Below are 21,703 nucleotides of genomic sequence, written 5' to 3'. Positions count from 1 at the left end.
CTTACTTATCTTTTTTTACTCGTTGAAAACTTAGACTTTTTACCAACCATTTTGGTAAGGTTTTATGCGGATTCCTATTTTTGAGATTTAAGAACAAGCCTAATGATTTTAGAATGGGAACTTTATGTGTTTCTACCAATTCTATTAACGTACCATCGGGATCTTCTATATAACTAAAATGACCCGCAGCATCGCCCATATCAAAACTATTGGCACTGTCTACGGTAAAGGGAAAATTGTTATTCTTTGCTTTTTCTCTAATAGCGCTCATACCCGATACATCAAAGCATAGGTGTATGTAACCCAGGTCTCCCCACAATCTATTTTCAAATATTTTAACGGGAGTTCTATCTAACACTTGAATAAGCTCTAGCTGGGTGGGACCAAGAAGATCTCCGAAACCGCCAACTAACTTTCTTTCTTGAGAAATAACTACCCTACGAAACTTACGTTTTGAATGTTCATTTGCTGTTTCTATGGCATCATATTCTAGCTTGGTATATCCTAATATTGTACTGTAAAACCTCATCGAGGTTTCCATATTAGTTACGCCAATTACAGCACCAAGCACTCCCCCATTTTTAGTGGTTTGTGTAGAAAAAACATAATGATCTTCAACCATTTGCACCCGATTACCAAAAGGATCAGTGAAATAAAAACTAGAACAATAAGATTTAATGATTTCTGAAAGATGAGACACTTTTAAATCTTTCAAATAGGAATGCATTTCGGTCAGATTTTTACATCTAATTTTCATAGCATAAATACCTAGATCTCCAAATTGAATTGGATTTACGGCTGCAGTGGGCGTTCGGTCCTTGAACTGCCAAATTTCTAATCCGCCGCCACCTGTCATATTTAATGATAAGTAGGCTTCTCGTTTTTCTGCCTTACCATTGGTATATCTTGTCATTAAAGCAGCAACTGCCTCATCTTCAAACAATAAAATATCAAAATTTAAATGCTTTCTATACCAATTAAATACCTTTTTAACATCGAGAACGCCTATCCCAATTTGTTGAATTCCGTTTATTGTTTCAACCATTATACGGGGTTCGTATCAACTTATTATGAAGTGATTTTAGCTTCTCACCTGGGTATCCGAATTTAAAGAGTGCCAATAAAAGAAAGTTCGAAAGATTGACACGCAAATAAGAATTCGATTCATATTTACGAGCAGAAACTATCAAGTCATTTTTAACGATGGTATAGGGTACGTTTCCTTTTTTCATCCGTCGGAAAAATTCAAAATCTTCCATCAAAACTTGTTCTTCATTAAATTGACCGAGTTGGTTGAAAGCCTCTTTTTTAATGAAAAGACATTGATCGCCACCACCGGTAAATAATCCGTCTTTTGCTGTAAACGAAGCATTTATGCGTAAGTACCACGTATCTTTATCAAACTTGTATGAAAAGAATCCTGCATCATATCCATTCTGTAAGCTATTTAAAATATCATCAATGAATCCCGTTGGTGGTACCACATCTGCATGTAAAAAAACAAAGGTATTTCCTAAAGCAATTTGAGAAGCTTCGTTCATTTGAGCCGCCCTCCCTTTATTCTTACAATGTAATAATTTGACTTTCTGACCGCAATCTAAATTTTCGATAGTATCTGAATTCCCCGGAGATACCGCCACTATAATTTCTAAAAGTTGCTCATGTTCTAAAAAGCAAGCAACCTTAAAGAGTCGTTGCAAGTTATGAAATTCGTTATGTGCCGGTATTATTATACTTATCATAGAAATAGACAGGGCGTAGTATTTATCAAGTAAAAACTGCCACCCATAAAAGGATTACGCCTTACCTACGCAAATTCCGTTAAATAGTTTTATTACTCTCTTAAAATTAAAGAAAAGATTATCGTAATCGATTAAATAAAAATACGACCAAGCTTTCACGAACCTTTTAGCTACTATTACGTAGATAAGGTAATCTAAAACAATACCATGAAACTAAAAATATCTTTTCTTGTAACTATGTTGGCTATATTTTTTATGGCAAAAACTGATGTGCAAGCGCAGGTTGACACCCAATCAAATACAGATTTCAACGAATTATCTGAAACCTTTTTAAAACGCATTATCGATAAGAAAGATACGCAAGACCTACAAGATATCTTAGCGAATACTTCCATTTCAGAATTAGATAATGCACTAGATACCAACGATAAACGATTGGCTTTTTGGCTTAACATTTACAACGCGTATATACAAGTGATTCTTCAAAAGAATCCGGAGTTATATGATGACCGAGGTAGTTTTTTCAAGTTAGAGCAAATTAAAATTGCAGGTGAAATGGTATCGTTCGCTAAAATTGAGCACGGGATCATTAGAAAATCGCAATGGGAATATGGTTTGGGTTATATACGCAAGTGGTTTCCCGGTAAATTTGAACGTAAACTAAGAGTAAACAAACCCGTTTATAATGTACATTTTGCTTTGAATTGTGGCGCTAAAGATTGTCCGCCAGTTGCCATTTATGAATGGGAACGTTTACCTGAACAATTTAAAATTGGTACTAAAAGGCTTCTAGAGAAAACAAGTGAATTCAACAGTGAAACCAATGTAGTTAAGATTACTTCTTTATTCAGTTGGTTTAGAGGTGATTTTGGTGGCAAAAGCGGAATCAAAAAAATACTGAAAGCCAATGAAATTATACCTGCTACCAAAGGCGTAGATATTGAATACACCAATTACGACTGGACCCTTTATCTTGATAATTTTATAGAATTATAGGTTATAAACCACATTTGAGAGCGAAAGCTATTTTTTATTGAATTTTACTTCGCTCTTAATTGTTTCTTTTTACCAAGGTTAGCATCAAGAATGGTAAATTCGCAACCGAAATAGATTTTATATTTTTCTATGAAGGCTGACCTTGGCTTCCTTAAAAAGTTATTCGTTGTACTATTTATCCTATTGGGCGTAATGGCTGCCTCTAAATTGGATGAGCTTCGGTTTTCATTTGATTTCAGCCAGTTTTTTCCTGAAGAAGATCCTGATTTAGCTTTTTACGATAGTTATGTAGAAGAATTTGGTACCGATGATAATTTTCTACTCATAGCAGTAAAAAACGACCCCAATGTTTTTCAACAAGAGTTTCTAAACAGTTTTCAAGCATTTTCTGAAGAGAGTAAAACTTTTGAATATGTTTTAGAAAGTAGTTCTTTAACATCACTCTCCTACCCGCTTAAAACCACTTTTGGTTATACCACTTTACCCATCATACATATTGACGACCCTTCTCAATATCAGAAAGATTGGAATAAAATTAAAGAAGATTCCCTATTTGTAAATGTACTTGTCGATGAAAAGCGAAATTCTTTAGTTTTAGCTTTAGAGACCGAAGACAATTTAGATTACAAACAATCTGAACTTCTTTTAAATAGTATTAGAGCTTCTTTAAAAGAACATAACTTACCCGATTTTCATATTTTAGGTAGGGCTTTCTTCTATGAAGCCATTGTTGAAATGCAGAAGAGCGAAGTGCTCACAACCACTATTGTAGCATCAATTTTGGTTTTTATAATTCTACTTTTGGTGTATAGAAGTATGCCCGTAGTTTTGATATCGGTTTTCTCGATTGCCATGTCTCTTTTACTATTCATGGGATTATTAGGCTGGCTAGGAAAAGAACTAAATGCTATGGCCGCATTCTACCCTGTACTCATGCTTATTGTCGGTACTTCTGATGTTATACACCTTACCGACAGTTATATTAGAAAACTACAAACAGGTATACCACGCTATAAAGCGATTAAATTTTCGCTTAGAGAAGTGGGTATGACTACCTTACTAACCTCAATAACTACTGCCGTTGGTTTTGTTACCTTACTTTCGTCTCGTTTGGTAAGTATTCAAGAATTCGGAATAAACGCTGCTATAGGTGTGCTTGTAGCTTATATAACGGTTATTTTCTTAACTGGTTCATTATTGGTAAGTATACCCGAAAAATCATTGATCGGTCGCAAAAGCATTTCTGAGAATTGGGTCAAATACCTTTTAAAGTTAAATACGTTCACTAAAAATTATCCTAAGTCTATTATATTGGGAACGGTAGTTTTTACTGGACTTTGTGTTTTGGGTATCTACATGGTACAAACCAATCAAGAATTAAAGAACACACTACCTGCCGAAAGTAAAATAGCCAAAGATTTCGATTACTTTCAAAGTAATTTTTCGGGATTCAGACCTTTAGAAATTGCTGTTATGAGTACTGAAGGCAATAAGGTTACCGATTTTAAGGTTGCCCAAGAAATTGAAAAACTACTTACTTACCTAAAAACATTTAAAAGTATAGGCAATGTGCAGTCTGCCAACCTACCGTATAAAATCTTCAATAAAGCGAATAACTTAAATAGCGCTGCATACTTTTCCCTACCTAGCGATGAGAAAACGTTTTTAAAGTATCAAAAAGATACCCGTAAACTTGCGCGTAAACAGTTGGCTAAATTTATAAATGCAGATGAAAGTATTGCCCGTATCAATGGCAGGCTGCAAGACATTGGTACCGATAATTTAAAAATTGTTTATAGCGATATCGATAATTTTGCTAAAACGCAATTAGATACTTCTCTTGTTGCCATAAAAGTGACGGGTAAGAGTATTTTGCTTGATAAGAACTCTGAATATATTAGAAGTAGCTTATTAGAAGGATTGCTTTACGGATTACTGCTGATCGGAGTAATTATGGCTTTTGTGTTTAGAGACATTAAAATATTTCTGATTTCACTTGTACCGAATGTGCTACCTATTCTTTTTGCCGGTGGTATGTTAGGTTTTCTGGGGATACCCCTTGAAGCTTCGCTTTCTGTAGTTTTTGCTATCGTCTTCGGTATTGCCGTTGATGACACCATTCACTTTTTAGGAAAATATAAACTGGGTATTAGCCAAGGCTTGGATAAAGAGGCCGCACTAGAAAAGACATTTGCACAAACCGGTAGAGCGCTAGTCATTACAACCATTATTCTTTTCTTTGGCTTTATGGTGATGTTATTTTCTATTCATCAACCTAGTGTAACTATAGGGTTGATTATAAGTGTAACCTTGGTAACAGCATTGATACTAGATCTACTATTACTACCAGTACTACTAAGAAAATTGATTTAGACAGGCTTATTGGTACGGTCTAATGTCTTTTGTAAAGACCTATAGGCAAAGATTGTTTTGCCAACCATTAAAATCATTAAGCTAATCCATAATGTAAAGAGCAGGTATTCCATAACACTAATTGATTTACGGGGGTTACTTTTAGTTCAGTTATTTAAGATGCTGGGGCATTTTAAATGTATTTGGTCGATAAATATATACATTTCATCTATACGCCTGTTAAAAAAAACCAAATTTTCGATGAAATACGTAATATTAACAGTGTCACGACTTTACATCGTGACACTGAATAAAAAAACAATCCAACCTAAAACAAACATGAAATGAAAATAATTGGGCAATCAATTACAAATCATGCACTTGCTTTTCCATACCGGGACCTAATTCATAAATAGCCCCTATTAATTCTCCTTTTAGTTCTTTAACTCTGTCATCTTCTCCGTTCGCTTTATAAACTTCGGCTGCTTGGTATAGTAAAGCCGGTTCAAATGTTTTACCATATACGTAGGTGTTCATTATCTCCATTGCTTTCTCTTTGTCTCCATTTTTCAAAAGACTGTAGCCTAACCAACTGTAAGATTCTGGTGTAGGTCTATTAGCTACTTCTCTCTGTGCCAATAGTAGAGCGCTATCATATTGTTTGGTCTCGCCAATATATAAGCCAAGGTTATATGCATTATACATATCGCCATAGGCTGTATTCTTAACTCTGGTGAAGTACTCGTCTAAATTCTTGGTACGCACTAAGTCGTCATCTGCATAATCAGCAATTTCTGCCTTCAATAAGAAGTAATCTGGAGCATTATAAGTCTTCGTCACGGAGTCTAGAATGCGAATTGCCTCCTCAGAATTTTTATCGTTTGAAAAAACGATCCATGCGATTCCCTTTTTAGCATATGCGTTATTATTATCAATCTCTAATGCTTTCAAATATTGCTGGTACGAATCTTCAATTCTACCTGCGTGACCATAGTAATCACCTAAATTGGTATAACTCCACAACATTAAGTCTTTGTTCTTAGCCAATTCGGCTTTGGTTCTAGCTTTTTCCATAAAACTTATGGTCGTATCTAAATCGCCTTTATAATCGTTCCATTTTGCCAAACGAATCATATAGCCGAAATCTGACATGTTCTTTAAACTATCTAAATAGGTTTCTGCCAATGGGTAATTACCCAACTCCATATGAACATCGAAGTACAAGCTTTGGGTCTCGCTTTTATCTCCGCCAATTGCCGCTGCAGAATCTGCCAATTGCAATGCTTCTTTAAAGCGATGTTGTGATATATAATTTCTAGCCAATGACCTATAAAAACCAGGCTTCCCAATATTTGCAATATCAACAGCTTTTTTTAAACTCTTTTCTGCCTTCTTTAAAAATTCAATATCGCCAGTTTGCTGAAAGTATCTGTTATACTCCCCACCTACAACACCAAAACTGGTAAGTTGCATGCTGTCTGGTCTTATTTTAGAATTCCAAAGGTCAAAATATTTTGATGTTGTTTTAATCTCATTTGAGACTAAAAATTTGTCGTAATCTTTTTTATGTGCAATTGCATCTTCATTCTTAGTATTACAAGAAGATATCAGTATCACTACTATTAAAAGCTTCAATAATTTCATAAGGTTGTTTTTTGTGGATCGTTTAAAATAAGGGGAGTTTTTCAACTCCCCTTCCCCTTCTTTTTCATAAACAATTTAGGGTTGTACCTGTCTTATCTAACCTATCAATAGATAAGGTGAAGGCAACTTTTTATTCAGGTGCTCCCAAGTATGGGAACGTAGTACCTACAGTAGCGGTTTGCCCAACGCCATCTGAGGTTAATCTTGGTAAATCTGCCATGCCATCACCATCGGTATCTTGACCGCTAAAACGATCGCCTTCCATACCACCGAATAATAATATCAATGAAACATCAATAACATCATCTTGTGGCAACCTACCTGTCAATGCAACTTCATCACCATCTGGAACCAAAATTCTACCATCGTTATCGAAATCTGTACCTGGGTTGAAATATGTTGTAGGTAAGTTTGGTGCTACCTCTAAAACATCAGCAGCCAAATAACCTGTTAATGTTGGTGCATCTAAACCTAAAATGTTGCTTTCATAGTTTACAGCAGCTGGATCAGCACCTAAAATATTTGCATACACATCATGATACGCTTCTAATCTCGCTTCGAAATCTGCTTGAAAAGTTGCTGCCATTTCTGAAGGTATAGATACGTTGTGTGCATCTTTAATAGTACCATCTGCGCTTAATACCGTATTAATACCCGGTCTACCCATAAAATCAACTTGTGCGTACGTACCTGTAAAATCTGGCGCCATCGCCTCTTCACATGGTGTACAAGTGCCGCCACAATCAACTCCTGTTTCATCACCATTCATAATACCATCATCACATGTTGGTGTAATTACTATGGGTGTATTGTCATCATCATCGCTACAAGAAGCCAATGCTGCTACTGCCAAAAGAGACAAAAACGTATATATTATATTTTTATATTTCATCGTTATATTTTTAAGAGGTTATTATTGTTTTGCGTTTGTAGTTACCCATGTTTTGTACACTTCTAAACCAAGCGCATTTTGACCTGTTGTAGTACCTAAAAGACTGTTAGGCAATTCAACCACTATAGACATTGTATTTGCACCATCGAAAGTATTAACAGCGGTATCATCATCGTCGTCAGTTGTATTAGGATCACCTGCTGGCTTAAAACCTAAAGGAGCCGTACCACCAATAACTTCATTGAATTGAAAGAAATCAAAGAAAAAAGCATCTTGTCTCGGACCTGCGAATAAAGAAACTCCGTTTGCCGTAGTCTCTACAATAGCAGTTTCAGCAGAAATGTCTACCGATCCTAATGGAACATCTACCATAATGGCACCATTTAAGCCTGTTTCACTTGGTGCAACCGGACCAAAGAAATACATTTTACCATCTCTTGGTATCGCTTGTATTACTAAATCTTCTACCAAATCATTATCGGTATCGATATTAATTTCTAGTAATACATTTTCATCGAATGTACCATAAGCTAAATCTGGCAACACATTAGATTGAAGATCTACCGCAAAAACGGTATTGTCTGAACCTTCTGTTGGTTCAAAAGCGTAAAAATCGGCAATATCTGCCGAGGTTCCCATAGCGTTTGGCGCATCAATGTGATCTGCTGCCACTAAAAGACCCCCTACTAAGGCTAATGCCCCAAGTCCCATAAATAATTTTGATTTTTTCATTATCCTTTTTTTTTAGATTAGAATCACCCCTACTTACGAGACTAAAAATGAAAGGTTCATTTTTTCTTAAAAAAAATTAAATTTTATTTTCAACTATAAAATGAGAACTACTAATAAAAACGTTTCTATAGCCTAGAAGTAACTATTTATAAATAAGTGTAAACTAATAATTAGCTAACTTTGCAATCTTAAATACTTAAGATATGAACCCGTCTTCCTCTGGTTGGATTGAGAAATATGGTTCGGTTGTTCAAAAACACCAAAATGCTTTCCCCCATTTTGAAGCTTTATACAGTACGCTTAAAAAAAGCGGATTCGTATATGGGCTGAATTCTAGTATACCAGAGTTTATTGAGTTAGAACATACTTTATCTGAAGACGAGAAAGCAAAAATTAATTTACTGCATGCACTATACTTCACCTACCGTATAAAAGGTGGTGATGACTATAATACCTTTATAGAACAAATTTTTGAGTTCTACGGAATACTGAATATTAGTCGTGCAAGATTTTTTGATAAATGGTTTACCGGAAGCAAAACATCTGCGAAGCTTGAAAAACTAATGACTTCCAGAATATATATTGAAGACAATATTATAAGTAAGACTTTTAATAGCCTTATTACCAATTCGCTATTATTTATTGATGTACTTCTTTTTAAACATTTTTTAAATAAGCACACCGCATTAAAGCAAAAGGCAGAAGAAATAGAATATTTAGCTATTAATATTACCTATGCTGCTCTTAGCTCTCAAGAAATTGATAGACAAGACAATAGACTTTCGCAGTTACTGGCTTCTTCATTAACCTATATTAGTTGTGCTGAAAACAGTTTTGATGGTTCTTACCGCGAACGGCTTTTAAACAATAAGGAAAATTGGGAGAATCGATATTTGCTAGATATGGCTTGCCTTACCGTGTGGGAAGACCATTCTTTAGATTATACCGAGTCTGAATTTATATTCGGAATTGGAGAAGATCTGGGTTTTGAAAAATCTATAATTTCATCATCTATTACCGATGTTACCGACTTCTTTAAAATGAATGTTGATGTTATACCTTATTTAAAGGAAAAGAATTTGGCACAGCAATTTTACGAAAGCATGGGTAAAATTGTAAAAAAACTGATTCTACGTAATAGTAAACGTCTAGTTAAAGAACTATCGCAAAGTGCCGAATTAGTTGCACTATTATCTAAATCTACTATGCGAGATTTAAGTAACGAGGAAAAGAAAAAGGTTCAAAATCAACTATTAGATATTTTTAAAAGCATACCATCTTTAGCGATATTTATTCTGCCTGGCGGTGCAATTCTGCTCCCTATTTTTATTAAGCTGATTCCTAAATTATTGCCCTCTGCGTTCGATGAAAATAGAATTGATGAGGAAGATGACGACAACATAAATCAGCAATAAGACTAAACATATCATTGTTAAGTTAGTAGCAATTGCGGCATTGACAGTATCAGTTGGCAGATTTAGACTTGTTACTCAGTACTAAATTTCAGCATTTAGTTTCAATTAGCAGTTTCAATATTTACACCTTAACACCTATTAATCAATTCGTTAAATTAAATTCTTAAGACTTTTTACCTAATACAAAGTACTCAATACTCACAACTACTTTACTACTCTAACCAAAGCTTAAAGTCTTTCACCTTTTCTCTACTTACAATTATCTCGTGATCAGGGTTGTTTTTTAGCTTGATCTGCAATCTCGAATTGGTGTAAGAAATGATATCTTTTATGTGGTCTATATTCACATAGAACTTTCTACTTACCCTAAAAAACACTTGTGGTTTTAGCTCCTCTTCTAACTGCTCTAAAGTAGTATCGAGTAAATAATTACGACCGTCTTTTGTAGCGGCGTAGGTGCCTTTGTTTTCGCTATAAAAACATTCTACATCTTCTGCGTTTATGATTTTTAAGTGTTGACCGACCTTAGCGGTAAAACGCTTTTTATATTCCCGCTCAAGCGGATTCACCAATAGCTTTTTAATGTCTTCAAAGTCTAAAGCAATTTTACTTGGCTCATTGGCAGATTTAAATAGCTTTCTATATTTTGTAACCGCTTGCTCTAAATCTTCATCGTCTATCGGTTTTAATATATAATCGATACTGTTCAATTTAAAGGCTTTAAGCGCGTACTCATCAAAAGCGGTAGTAAATATAATAGCACTATGTACCTCTATAACATCAAAAATTTCGAATGAGAGTCCGTCAGACAATTGAATATCCAAGAATATTAAATCTGGGTGTTCATTGTTTTGAAACCAATCTATAGCCTCTTCTACAGAATGTAGCATAGTAGAAACCGAAAGATCTAAACTCTCTAACATTCTACCCAGCCTACGTGCTGCTGGTTTTTCATCTTCAATTATAATAGTCTTCATGGTTTGGTTGTATGGTTTTTATAAAATAGTATGCTTAGTCGTTATATGAATTTATGTGTTTCTGAATTTCACGTTCTTCCCATCTCTTCATGTACCCTGAAATATTACCAAAAACAATAAGTGCATGAATCGCAAGAATGAATCCCCAAACGATTGTGGTGCCGTAGACATTCCAGTTTATCCAATCTAAAAATTCAGGATTACCCAATGCATTTTTATTCACTAAAATAAAAACAAACTTATGTCTCAAGAAATACAAAATGACATTTATAAGTAGAAAAACTAATGCGTGGTTATAGAAACGTTTTATACTCGCCACTTTTGTTTTTGCTCTCTCATATTTAGACAACCTACTAAATTCTTCATTTACAAGATTATCGTTTGGTAGATTAGTTTCCATATTATCTATATTTTTCAAATTCACGTTTATCTTCCTCAATGTATTTACTTATTTGGCGAGCTTCCCAATCCTTTCCTAAAAACGGATGGTAATCAAAGACTTTGACTGCATGAAAAACCAATCCTATTCCCCAGAAAAAAGGAATTATAAAAGTGCCAAAATTCACCACTGCTTCATATAAAGATTCTCCTTCCCATATTCTTATCATTACATTCATTGCAACTATAATAATGTTTGCCAAAATGTAAACGGTTAAATGAATATAAAAACCTTTCAAATCTTTAACCTTCTTTTCTGCATTTGCTAATGCATTAGTCTTATCAACCATTGAAACGTTCATATTATCTAAATTTTTCGGCATCCTTTTTATCTTGCTCTACATACTTGCTGATTTGGCGTTGCTCCCAATCTTTACTAAAGAAAGGACTATAACCAAATACTTTAGCTGCATGAAAAGCCAAACCTATTCCCCAGAAAAACGGAGTAGAAAATGTACCGAAGTTAAATAGTGCCTCTGAAAATGAAGCTCCGCCAGACATGATACCCATTATGGTAATAGTCATAAGAAAGAGATTCACAAGTACGTAAACAAGCAAGTGAATATAAAACCCTTTCAATTCTTTTACCTTTTTTTGGGCTCTCAGCAATTTATCTGATTGTTCAAATTCGTTTAGTTCCATCTTTTTCTACTTTCTTCTTGTTGTAAAAACTCCTGTAATTTTCTTTCTTCCCAATCGCGATTCATAAACGGATTCAAGTTAAAGATTTTATTTGCTTTAAAAAACAAGCTAATGCTTAATCCGAATACTACCCAAAGAAACCAGGCATGCCTCCATTCATTCAAGTAATAGTTGATTGCGGCTACAATTAAAATGGTTACAATAGCAGATGCTACTTTGCCATAAAATGTTTTAATTTCTTCAACTCTTTCTTTTGCTCTATTATATTTTGTGTTTTCCATGATCTTTAGTCTTTTAGGTTATGATTCTTGCATGAATTCTTTGATCTTTCTCTCTTCCCAATTCTTACCGAATAATGGGTTATACCCGTAGGCATAGAGTCCGTTCATTACCAATCCGAAACCCCAGCCCAATGCCGGAAATATTACCCAAGGGAAACTAGTGGTCGAGTAATTAATATATGCCAAAATCGGAATTACGATGCAGTATGCTAGTAAATTACCGTAGAAGCCCTTTATTGCTTCTACTTTTTCTTTTGCCTTTTCGTACTTATAATTATTGTCGTTTGTGAAGTATGATTCCATCTTTATATGTTTTAGGTTATTGTTATTTGATTGCTATACTTCAAATTTCGGCAGATAACCCAGGTTTAAAAAAAATGAAATACCCAGTTGTAATTTTTAATGACTGAATTGTAAAATGTGATGTTTATAGGTACGAAAACCTTTAAAATCCATACAATTTCTTTGCACTCTCTATCTGTTGTTGTTCTGTAGTATTAGGATACAGCAGGTATTTAGGTGCTATAATAGGCTTTGAACTAGTGATGGTAACCTTGGTTATTGTAGCAAACGGAAACTTGCCTTCAGTAAGGTGTAGAAGCATTTTTTCCATCTTTGAGAAGTCTGTATCTGATTTCTCTATAATCTCGGCAACACCCTTCAACTGGAATCCTTTCTGCTTTAAAATGTCTATAAAACTGATACACACATTTTTATTCGCTCTTATATTTTTAACGGTTTGTGGCGAAGCTATATTTGCTACTATAATAGTATCGTCTTCAAAATAACAGAATATTTCTTTGGGTGATACATTGGGCATGTTATCGGCAGAAGATGTTGCCAGCCAACACAATACACTATCGCCTATAGCTGCTTTTATCTCTTTTGTTAGCTTCATAGTGTAATGTTTTAAAATTCATTTAGAAATTATCTTTCTCCATGAGTTCCTTAATTTTTCTTTCTTCCCAGTTACTACCAAATAACGGATTTAAACCATAGGCCTTTAAGCCATGAGCTAGTAAACCAATTCCCCAACCAATGGCAGGGAAAATAACCCAAACAAAACTGGTAGTTCTATAGTTTATAAAGGCAAGTACTGGTATTACAATACAATATGAGGTCAAGTTACCATAGAAGCCTTTAATAAGCTCTACGCGCTCTTTAGCCTTCTCGTAGCGCTTGGCACTTATATGAGAATCTTGGGTTTCTCGAAACGAAATTTCGTTCATTAACATCGGTAGGCGCACTTTAAATTCCTTATTTGTTTTAAAGATTTGCATTTCCTTTTTCGTGAGAATGGCATAACGCTGACGAATATTTTGCAGCCCCACACCACTACTCTTTTTAACCACCTGTTTTTCTTGAAGATTGTTAACGACATATAAATAGTCGTCTTCTTCATAAATTCTAATATGTAATGGTTTTGAGGATGTTACCACATTGTGCTTCACCGCATTCTCTAATAATAACTGCAGCGACAGGGGTACTATTTTAGCTTCGGGGTTGAGTGCAGCATCAGGAATCTCGAATATAATACTGTCTTCGAAACGCATTTTTAATAGGCGAACATAGGTTCTTGCAAACTTTAATTCTTCATCTACAGAAATAAGGTTCTTACTCTTCTGCTCTAACACATATCTATATACTTTTGATAGCGAAGTCGTAAACTTTTGTGCCTGCATAGGATCCTCTTCTATAAGGCTTGTTAATACGTTTAAGCTATTGAATAGAAAATGCGGATCTAGCTGATTTTTTAAAGCATCGAACTTTGCAGATGCAGAACCTGCTATAATTTTCTGTTCTTTTACTTTGGTGTCTTGTAATGCTTTGTAGAAGTGAAAGGCATGTATAAACAATGAGATAAATACAGCAACTATTATAAATACCAAATAGGTCCCTCGATCTTCGTTTAAAATAAAATCTGCTAGTGGTCTATTAAAATAGCCAACAAAAAGCAACATTCTAAGTAGCCAATAGGCAACGACTATAATGGTAATTGAACCTAATGAACCAAAAATTAATCTCTTTTTTGGAGCTTCATCCCAAGTATACTTTTTAGAAATATATGCCTCATAATATATATTAATTACTGTCAATATTGTAGATATACCTATGACAATAATTATATGTTCAACTTGTTCTGCCCAGATAAAAGATTCACCCCAACTCATAACTCGTTCAACCAAAATAATGGCAACAGAAATTATAGTGCTGTACTTAAATACTTTTAAAAGAGTACTCATTGAATATGCTTTATATGCGAATCTTAATATGCTAACTTCGGGTTTTTAAATTTAGGAATTTCCTTTTAGAAGTATAATTCTTTCTATAGACGCCCTATTGAAAAGCAAACTTGACCCCTTTTCCATTGAATTTAAAAAAATAGGGACTGAATTGTTATTTCTAGGTTCTGAATTGTATTTTAATTTAACTGAGACTATTGTTTTTTCAATTGCTTCAAAATCCCCTTGACTCTTAGAAATTTATAAAAGATATATATATCATATGTTATATATATTCTATATTGGAGGTATATATAACATTAATGTTATATATACTATGTTGTACACCATTTTGAGAAAGACATTTTACATATCAATTTTAGTATTAATATTCAGCGGAATTGCCAATGCGCAAATATCTGGACAACTGTTTCGGGATGGAACCGAATATCCTGGAGCTAAAATTTATATTCTAAATGGAACTGAAAAATCAACCGCTGATTTTGACGGGAATTTCTATTTGAAACTACCTAAAAGTGAAAAAACATTTGACCTTGTAATTAATTTAAATCAAGGATTTGACCCTTCTGATTTTAAAGAACTTGAAGTTATAATAAAAAATATAAAAGTAACTGACTCGACAAAAATTGACTTGGGGAAAATAAGGTTGCCTGTTTACAAAAGCATTTCGATAGAGGAGTTTAATGAACTTGATGTTATGGACAAAAAACAATGCTTACCAATCAAACATTATGCTAATCTACTGGGATATGATTACACGAATAACTTATCCGATGATTACATTTTACTAAACTGTTCAGGCGAAAATAAGATAACGGATTTTGAATTTGATGAAGTGGAAAAAACGGTTTGTGTGGAATGGTTGACTCTTAATTCGTGCGAGTAAAAACGGTGTACAACACAGCCTAAACGTAATGCGGACTTTAGGGCAAAACCGAAAGGTCTGTGTATATTTATAATGTCGCTAAATCTTATGGATTTAGCTTTGGACAAAAAAAGAAAAAGCAAAACAATAAGCTTTAGCTACGTCGGCAGACGGAAACGAAAAGTTTCCTTGCCTCCGCACTACGCTTAGCCAAAACGTTGTAATCAATAGCTCAAAATTAAATGCCAACTAAGAATGTAATTATCTTTTCCATCATTTATTTGATAGTTAATTCTGTGATTTTTTACATGAGTTTTAATAATCATCTTTCAACTTATTGGAGTTTCAATATTGTACTTTCTTTAATGTTTACGGGTATGTTTGGAGTGAAAATTGATCTATACATGTCATTAATTTATTTGGTGCTAAGCACAGTTATATTTTGCGGTGTAGCAGATTCTGCAAAAAAGAAATATCAAATGGCAATTGTGTTAGTTGTGGGAATTGCTATTTCTATACCATTTCTAAATGCGAACGGAATCTAATTCCCAATGGACTATTAGCGAGTTTGCGCAAATGGACTTCACTCAAACGCAACTGTTACGCAGATGGACTTTACTCGGACGGAAAAACTATAGAATCGCAATCGTTCGTCCTTACTCATACGTGTCACTACTGATTACAACAATGCCTATACTTAATGCGGGCTTAGGTGCCAAGTTCTGTGTATATTTATGATGTCGCTAAATCTTTGGGATTTAGCTTTGGACAAAAAAAAGAAAAAGCGAAACCCAAAGGTTTAGCTTAGCGCAAGACAGGAAATCCGTCGGATTTCCGCCCCGCACTAATCATAGCCTGAACGTTGTAGTGCATTTTGACCCGTCCTGAAATATGTATACAAAACACTTCAAGTATATGTATAAAAATGATGGATATGTAAAACGCTATAGTGAGAGCTTTAAGCTCAAGGTATTGGCAGAACTAACCAAAGGAAACCATTCCAAAAGACAAATTGCATTAACTTACGGTATACAATCCAGTACTATAAACGTATGGATAAAAAAGTACGATCGTAAAGATCTAATGAACACCCGTGTAACCGTGCAAACAGACGATGAACTTTCCCGTATCAAAGCCCTGCAAAAAGAGCTAAAGCAACTTAAGGACCTTCTTATTAAAAAGGACCTGGACAAACTGGTGACCGATAGCTATCTCGAGGTCGCTGCTGAGAACCTGGGCTATAGAGATGTTGAGGAATTAAAAAAAACTTAAACATAAAGCCTTGATGAAAGTAGCACCGATAAACCGTAATGAAAGGCTGTATTCAATTGGTACTATCTGTAATGCCTTTGATCTGAAAAGAGATGCCTATTACAAATACCAAAAAAGGTTTTTAATCAAAAAACAGATAGAACAGGATATAATCGAACTTGTCCGGCAAAGTAGAAGAACACTGCCCAGAGAAGGCACCAGAAAACTCATGAGATCATTAAAAGATGAGTTTTATAAGTACGACCTTAAAGTAGGTAGAGACCAGCTATTCAGTATCTTAAGAGAAAACAATTTGCTCATAAGAAGAAAGAGATACTCCTGTAGAACTACCAATTCATATCACAGATTCTATAAGTATAATAACATTATAAAAGACTTGAAGATCAATAGACCTAATCAGGTTTGGGCATCCGATATTACCTATATCAGAACCATAAAAGGATTCTGTTACCTGGCATTGATTACGGACATGTACTCCCGTAAAATCGTTGGATACGACCTGAGTGATAGTCTTGAACTAAAAGGTTGTGTCAGAGCTTTAAATAAAGCTATTTACAATGCTAAGAACATTGACAGCCTTATTCATCACTCCGACAGAGGTATTCAATATTGCAGTAATGTCTATACCCAAATACTAAAAAGAAAGAAAATTAAAATCAGTATGACTGAAGAAAACCATTGCTATGAAAACGCCCTAGCCGAAAGGGTAAACGGTATTCTAAAAGATGAATTTTATCTTGACCAAACCTTTACCAGCGTGGTACATGCTAAAAAAGCAGCCAAAAATGCAATCAAACTATACAACTCTAAAAGATTGCATTTATCTTTAGATTATAAAACACCAGATTACGTGCATCAATATGCCGCTTAAAACTAATATTAATCTGTAGCCGTATTTTAGGACGTGACATTTACTCAACCATCTTTTTAAATTCGAAAATTTAACTAAATGAACTTAAGTAAGTTGATAAACAAAGGACTGATTATGGTTTATGGACCTCTAGTTACTTTCGTTGTCTTTTGTGGATTTATCACTAATTGGTATGCTGAAAATGTTCTGAAGTCAGAGAAAGTGGATTTTATTGTGATGGTCGCTGTTATTATTGCGATCTGCATCGGTTGGCTTTGGTGGAGTTATAAAGTAGTGAAATGGAAATGTTTTGCTTTCTCAAAATTGACTGTTGACGAAAGCCATAAATTATACGCAAAAGCAATCGGAGCAGGACTTATTTGGCCGACTGGTAGTGTATTTAATAAAACGGAAATTTGGACAAAACAGGATGAAAAAAATTGGAAAGAAATTAATCCTGAGATTCGTGAAATATTTGAAACGGAATAAAAACAACTACTGGCAACAAAACCTATAAACAATACGGGCTTAGGTTTTAAACGCCAAGGTTTGCGTATTTTTATGAAGTCGCGAAATCTTTAGGATTTCGCTTTGACACAAAAAAAGAAAAAACAAAACCAAAAGATTTCGCTTTGTGCGTGGCGGAAAGTAAACGCTAGTTTGCTCCCGTACTGTTCATAGGTACTGTGTTGTATTGAATTACATATATGCGATTTAACTAACATAAAAAAAATAGGATATGAGTTTTCTGAAGAAATTATTTAAAAAAGAGCCAGTCAACCATAAAGTTAAAAAAGGACTTGAAACACCTGTCGAAGAAATAAAGAAAGAGAGAGAAGGCTATGTATCTATTGGAAGAAGTATTTTTCCAGTAATTAAATCTGTCGATGACGAAAGAATAAAAATGTCTCAAAACAAAAATCCTATCATAATGGAACCAATAGCAGAAGGTATTGTGAAATGTTATGTGTTAGATATGGGAGACAAGTTTGAAATGATTTCGCAATCTCATCTTGACCAATTCAATTTCGATAGAGAAATAGTTGATAATACTGCCATGAGAAACCTGACAGATCGCTTCAATGAAAGAAATAGTGTCAGTGTGCAAGATTTTTCTCAACAGAATACAGAATCAAAACCTTTCTATAAACTAGAAATGGATGCAAACTATCCGCCTTCTATGATGTTAGTAGATGAATTTTGGGATAATACAGTTCAGCAAATTGTAAAATCTGATACTATTGCTGTATCGATACCCGCAAAAAATTTGCTATTCTTCTCTGATATGAAGTTAATGGAAAGTTTTAGAACAATGAAACCTGTTGCAAAACATATGTATGATGCCTCAGTCCAAGACAATATTCAGCTAACAGAAAACACATATATAAGAAAAAATGGAAAGTGGATACTGTTTTTAGATACACCAGAACAAATGGAAGAACTATGGTAAACTCACCACAACACCATATAAAAAAAATTGCTAGTTTTAGCTAAACCAAAGTTAGTTCCTTGTTTGTTACGTCTGATTTTCCTTCGGAAAATCCTCGCATACAAACCCGCAACTATTCTTATACATAAACGTTCTACATAAGCTGAAAAATAAAATCAATTGAAAAATATTTCAGACCCAAAAAAGTTTACTCTAGTACTTTTTGGTATTTTATCCTTTCTATTTTTAGTGTTATATGTCTGGAATTTTTCCTTTGTTTGGGAATTTGGATTAGGACTGTTTTTTTATTTAATGTTTTTATTTATTGTATTATTAATAGGTCTTGTAATATCAATTCTCATTGACATAAAGCAATCAACAAAATTTAAATACTACTTTATTATATCGATTATTCAGTTACTTTTTATTTGGTTGGTTTCAAATCCAATTAGAGAATGGCAAATTGAGAATTCATAGCATAATGGAGTTGTTTTAGTTGAAATAGTTGAGGCTTATAGAGAGAGAAATGGTTCTTATCCTAAATCATTAATTGAGCTTGAAAATGAAGCAAATGTTGATTTGCCAGAAAGGACAAGTATTGGGACAAAGTACATTTATGAACTCTATGAAAATGAAAATTATTCTATCGGGTTTAAATCTTATTATGGCTATGAATATCATTATAATAAGTTGGAAAAAAAATGGTACTCAACAGACTAAAAAACCTTTGTACAACGCAACCTATTAATAAGACGGGCTTCAGGCTAAAACGAAAGGTTTGAGTATATTTATGAGGTCGCGAAATCTTTGGGATTTCGCTTTGACACGAAAAAAGAAAAAAACCACCCGAACGTGCCTTTTCGATACGGACGGGCAAAACCAAAGGATTTCGCTATGTGCGTGGCGGAAAGCAAACTAGTTTGTTCACGTACTGTTCATAGCTAAAACATTAGTTTTAATTTGAAAAAAATAATATTCATATCGATAATTTGCATGCTAATTCTAGAATACGGCTGCACTCAACCAAAATATGATATGGATGGACTTTGGGTAAGCGCATATCAAATTCAAACAATCCCAAATCAAGGAATTGCGGATTATAATAAAATTATGCGGATAGTTGGAGACAGTATCTTTTTTAGGACGACAGGAGATCCTAAAAATGGATCTGACGCAAAGTATTTTAAAACCAAATTCAAAAGGACATCGGACAGAATTGTAACCGAAGATGAAAACTTTAACAGGATATATATTCACGAAATATCGCATGATAGTATTATAATTAGCTATGATACTGAAAATAGCACAAAAGAGGTATTTAAAAAGCAAAAGCAACTTAAGTCGGAAATAAACTGGAATCCAAGCAACAAATCATATGAATGGCAAGGCAATCGTTCGTTAGTAAATACCGAATTCTTGGAAAACGGACTATTTATCGATTACCTACACGAAACCGAAGAAGTTTCTGTTGGACATTGGAATACTTTCAATATTAAGAACAATTTGTTTTTAGTTTTCGATAAACTAAACATAACAGCTCTATCGGTTGACTCATTGGTAAATAACAAGGTGCACTTATCGATTCAAGACAAGCAGAAATTTAATTATACGCTTAAAGAGCGAAACCATGAAACTCCAAAAAATCTACTAGGAGATTGGGTATTGAAAATTTGTGATACTCTAAGAATCGAACAAATGCGTTTACCGAAGGGTTATCAAAGACCAACTTTGGATTTTCTCCAAATAAGTAAAGACAGTATTCTTATAAAAAGAGGAAATATTGAGTCCATCAAAAAATGGATTCTTGGTGGCACAAGCAATCTAATGATAATACCTGATGTCGCTTGGCCAAAAGACCAGGTAAGAAGAGATACATTAACCATAAAAGAAAAAACAACACTTATTAACTTATTTAAAATAGATAGTTTATCAAAAAACGAGTTAGTGTTACTTGCAGAGTACGTCAATGGATTTGAATTGAAACTAACATATCATAGAAAAAACTAAAGCTAACACCACCCAAACGTAATGCGAACTTTAGGGCTAAATCGAATGGTCTGTGTATATTTATGAAGTCGCTAATCCCGATAGCTATCGGGTGTGAATTTAGCTTTGTACAAGAAAAAATAAAACTAAACAAAAAGCTTTAGCTACATGCGTAGACGGAAACAAAAAGTTTCCTTGCCAACGCACTACACATGGATACTTTGTTGTGTATAATTTCAGAAAATCATTAAATTTTGGAATAATTACCAATTTTTGGTAATTTTAAGGAAACATCCTTAATATGAAAAATACATCGATATCACTTGGAAATTATTTTGACCAATTCATAAGTGCGCAGGTATCAGCTGGACGTTATAAAAATGTTAGCGAAGTAGTCAGAGCGGGGCTACGACTTTTGGAAAATGAAGAAAGCAAAGTAATTGCATTAAGAAATGCCATTCAGGAAGGCTTAAATAGCCCGCGAGTTGAAAATTTTAGCTTTGATGAAAATCTGAAAAATTTAAAATCTGAAAAAAGAAAGAATGGCTAAAGTTATTTTTAGACAAGAGGCTATTAATGACTTAAATGATATTTGGATATATACTTTTGAAGAATGGTCGGAATCCCAGGCTGGCAAATATTATGCTATAATTAAGCTCATTTGCAATGGAATTGGAGAAAATCCACATGTCGGCAATGAATATGATGGAATTAGCAAAGGTTTACTTGGAATCAAATCTGGAAAGCACATTATTTTCTATCACTCAATCTCTGAAGATGAAATTGAGGTTATTAGAATACTACAATAAAGGATGGATTTGGAAAACAGAATACGGGAATAAAAATTACACCCAACACAACCTATAAACGATACCGGCTTTTGGCTTGAACGAAAGGTGTGCGTATTTTTATGAGGTCACGAAATCTTTGGGATTTCGCTTTGATAC

At 34.1% G+C, this 21,703-nt stretch carries 25 protein-coding genes; 12 read left to right on the top strand and 13 right to left on the bottom strand.

The features are described from left to right. Position 1: 1 nt before the first annotated feature. Together QSV08_RS03220 and QSV08_RS03215 are read right to left on the bottom strand one after the other, a co-directional pair. On the bottom strand, positions 2-1,045 hold the full coding sequence (locus QSV08_RS03220; protein WP_324026528.1) for a VOC family protein: 1,044 nt from the start codon (positions 1,043-1,045) through the stop codon (positions 2-4). After that, the gene (locus tag QSV08_RS03215; RefSeq protein ID WP_324026526.1) at positions 1,038-1,742 is read right to left on the bottom strand and encodes a glycosyltransferase; all 705 of its coding nucleotides are present in this window, start codon (positions 1,740-1,742) and stop codon (positions 1,038-1,040) included. The genes QSV08_RS03220 and QSV08_RS03215 overlap by 8 nt, the downstream gene beginning before the upstream one ends. A gap of 207 nt (positions 1,743-1,949) precedes the next feature. On the opposite strand from QSV08_RS03215, the gene QSV08_RS03210 reads away from it, so the two are divergent. Continuing rightward, on the top strand, positions 1,950-2,738 hold the full coding sequence (locus QSV08_RS03210; protein ID WP_324026524.1) for a DUF547 domain-containing protein: 789 nt from the start codon (positions 1,950-1,952) through the stop codon (positions 2,736-2,738). A 129-nt stretch (positions 2,739-2,867) separates the two neighbouring features. Beyond that, on the top strand, positions 2,868-5,111 hold the full coding sequence (locus QSV08_RS03205) for an efflux RND transporter permease subunit (protein ID WP_324026522.1): 2,244 nt from the start codon (positions 2,868-2,870) through the stop codon (positions 5,109-5,111). Between the two features lie 345 nt (positions 5,112-5,456). Here the strand turns inward: QSV08_RS03205 and QSV08_RS03200 are convergent, their stop codons facing one another. The 3 genes from QSV08_RS03200 to QSV08_RS03190 all read right to left on the bottom strand — a co-directional run bounded on the left by QSV08_RS03200 (position 5,457) and on the right by QSV08_RS03190 (position 8,358). Beyond that, entirely contained in the window at positions 5,457-6,734 is a 1,278-nt protein-coding gene (locus tag QSV08_RS03200; protein ID WP_324026520.1) for a tetratricopeptide repeat protein, read from the bottom strand. A 130-nt stretch (positions 6,735-6,864) separates the two neighbouring features. Then, entirely contained in the window at positions 6,865-7,626 is a 762-nt protein-coding gene (locus QSV08_RS03195) for a DUF4331 family protein (RefSeq protein ID WP_324026518.1), read from the bottom strand. A 21-nt stretch (positions 7,627-7,647) separates the two neighbouring features. Next, positions 7,648-8,358, bottom strand: coding sequence for a DUF4331 family protein (locus QSV08_RS03190; RefSeq protein WP_324026516.1), 711 nt, complete (start codon positions 8,356-8,358; stop codon positions 7,648-7,650). A 203-nt stretch (positions 8,359-8,561) separates the two neighbouring features. On the opposite strand from QSV08_RS03190, the gene QSV08_RS03185 reads away from it, so the two are divergent. Then, positions 8,562-9,773, top strand: coding sequence for an LETM1-related biofilm-associated protein (locus QSV08_RS03185; RefSeq protein ID WP_324026514.1), 1,212 nt, complete (start codon positions 8,562-8,564; stop codon positions 9,771-9,773). Between the two features lie 212 nt (positions 9,774-9,985). Here the strand turns inward: QSV08_RS03185 and QSV08_RS03180 are convergent, their stop codons facing one another. The 8 genes from QSV08_RS03180 to QSV08_RS03145 form a co-directional block, all read right to left on the bottom strand. Continuing rightward, positions 9,986-10,750, bottom strand: coding sequence for a LytR/AlgR family response regulator transcription factor (locus tag QSV08_RS03180; RefSeq protein WP_324026512.1), 765 nt, complete (start codon positions 10,748-10,750; stop codon positions 9,986-9,988). Between the two features lie 34 nt (positions 10,751-10,784). Beyond that, positions 10,785-11,150, bottom strand: a complete 366-nt coding sequence (locus tag QSV08_RS03175) for a 2TM domain-containing protein (protein ID WP_324026510.1) — start codon at positions 11,148-11,150, stop codon at positions 10,785-10,787. Between the two features lies 1 nt (position 11,151). Then, positions 11,152-11,511: a 2TM domain-containing protein gene (locus QSV08_RS03170; RefSeq protein ID WP_324026508.1), complete on the bottom strand. Its 360-nt coding sequence runs from the start codon at positions 11,509-11,511 to the stop codon at positions 11,152-11,154. Beyond that, positions 11,492-11,830: a 2TM domain-containing protein gene (locus QSV08_RS03165; RefSeq protein ID WP_324026507.1), complete on the bottom strand. Its 339-nt coding sequence runs from the start codon at positions 11,828-11,830 to the stop codon at positions 11,492-11,494. Before QSV08_RS03165 ends, QSV08_RS03170 begins: the two co-directional genes overlap by 20 nt. Further along, positions 11,821-12,111 (bottom strand): 2TM domain-containing protein, encoded by a 291-nt coding sequence (locus tag QSV08_RS03160; RefSeq protein WP_324026505.1) that lies wholly within the window; start codon positions 12,109-12,111, stop codon positions 11,821-11,823. The genes QSV08_RS03165 and QSV08_RS03160 overlap by 10 nt, the downstream gene beginning before the upstream one ends. 18 nt (positions 12,112-12,129) lie before the next feature. Continuing rightward, the gene (locus tag QSV08_RS03155; RefSeq protein ID WP_324026504.1) at positions 12,130-12,414 is read right to left on the bottom strand and encodes a 2TM domain-containing protein; all 285 of its coding nucleotides are present in this window, start codon (positions 12,412-12,414) and stop codon (positions 12,130-12,132) included. Between the two features lie 142 nt (positions 12,415-12,556). Beyond that, positions 12,557-13,009 (bottom strand): pyridoxamine 5'-phosphate oxidase family protein, encoded by a 453-nt coding sequence (locus QSV08_RS03150; RefSeq protein ID WP_324026502.1) that lies wholly within the window; start codon positions 13,007-13,009, stop codon positions 12,557-12,559. A gap of 22 nt (positions 13,010-13,031) precedes the next feature. After that, positions 13,032-14,354 (bottom strand): 2TM domain-containing protein, encoded by a 1,323-nt coding sequence (locus QSV08_RS03145; protein WP_324026501.1) that lies wholly within the window; start codon positions 14,352-14,354, stop codon positions 13,032-13,034. Between the two features lie 331 nt (positions 14,355-14,685). Here QSV08_RS03145 and QSV08_RS03140 point away from each other — a divergent pair, with 331 nt between their 5' ends. The 9 genes from QSV08_RS03140 to QSV08_RS03100 all read left to right on the top strand — a co-directional run bounded on the left by QSV08_RS03140 (position 14,686) and on the right by QSV08_RS03100 (position 21,565). After that, on the top strand, positions 14,686-15,240 hold the full coding sequence (locus tag QSV08_RS03140) for a hypothetical protein (RefSeq protein ID WP_324026499.1): 555 nt from the start codon (positions 14,686-14,688) through the stop codon (positions 15,238-15,240). 287 nt (positions 15,241-15,527) lie between these two features. Beyond that, entirely contained in the window at positions 15,528-15,764 is a 237-nt protein-coding gene (locus QSV08_RS03135; RefSeq protein ID WP_324026497.1) for a hypothetical protein, read from the top strand. 346 nt (positions 15,765-16,110) lie between these two features. Beyond that, positions 16,111-16,491 carry a transposase gene (locus QSV08_RS03130; protein ID WP_233268404.1) on the top strand — a complete coding sequence of 127 codons (381 nt, stop codon included), beginning with the start codon at positions 16,111-16,113 and terminating at the stop codon, positions 16,489-16,491. 13 nt (positions 16,492-16,504) lie between these two features. Beyond that, a complete protein-coding gene (locus QSV08_RS03125; protein WP_324026495.1) occupies positions 16,505-17,362 on the top strand; it encodes an IS3 family transposase in 858 nt (285 codons plus the stop codon). Between the two features lie 78 nt (positions 17,363-17,440). Further along, positions 17,441-17,830 (top strand): hypothetical protein, encoded by a 390-nt coding sequence (locus QSV08_RS03120; RefSeq protein WP_324026494.1) that lies wholly within the window; start codon positions 17,441-17,443, stop codon positions 17,828-17,830. Between the two features lie 250 nt (positions 17,831-18,080). Beyond that, positions 18,081-18,791 carry a DUF1444 family protein gene (locus tag QSV08_RS03115; protein WP_324026492.1) on the top strand — a complete coding sequence of 237 codons (711 nt, stop codon included), beginning with the start codon at positions 18,081-18,083 and terminating at the stop codon, positions 18,789-18,791. Between the two features lie 972 nt (positions 18,792-19,763). Further along, positions 19,764-20,777 carry a hypothetical protein gene (locus tag QSV08_RS03110; protein WP_324026491.1) on the top strand — a complete coding sequence of 338 codons (1,014 nt, stop codon included), beginning with the start codon at positions 19,764-19,766 and terminating at the stop codon, positions 20,775-20,777. Positions 20,778-21,057: 280 nt separating this feature from the next. Continuing rightward, positions 21,058-21,306 carry a type II toxin-antitoxin system ParD family antitoxin gene (locus tag QSV08_RS03105; protein WP_324026489.1) on the top strand — a complete coding sequence of 83 codons (249 nt, stop codon included), beginning with the start codon at positions 21,058-21,060 and terminating at the stop codon, positions 21,304-21,306. Continuing rightward, on the top strand, positions 21,299-21,565 hold the full coding sequence (locus QSV08_RS03100) for a type II toxin-antitoxin system RelE/ParE family toxin (protein ID WP_324026488.1): 267 nt from the start codon (positions 21,299-21,301) through the stop codon (positions 21,563-21,565). The genes QSV08_RS03105 and QSV08_RS03100 overlap by 8 nt, the downstream gene beginning before the upstream one ends. The last annotated feature ends 138 nt before the right edge of the window (positions 21,566-21,703 follow it).

Source organism: Maribacter sp. BPC-D8, assembly GCF_035207705.1.
Lineage (GTDB): Bacteria > Bacteroidota > Bacteroidia > Flavobacteriales > Flavobacteriaceae > Maribacter.
This window is presented reverse-complemented; position numbering and strand designations above follow the sequence as displayed.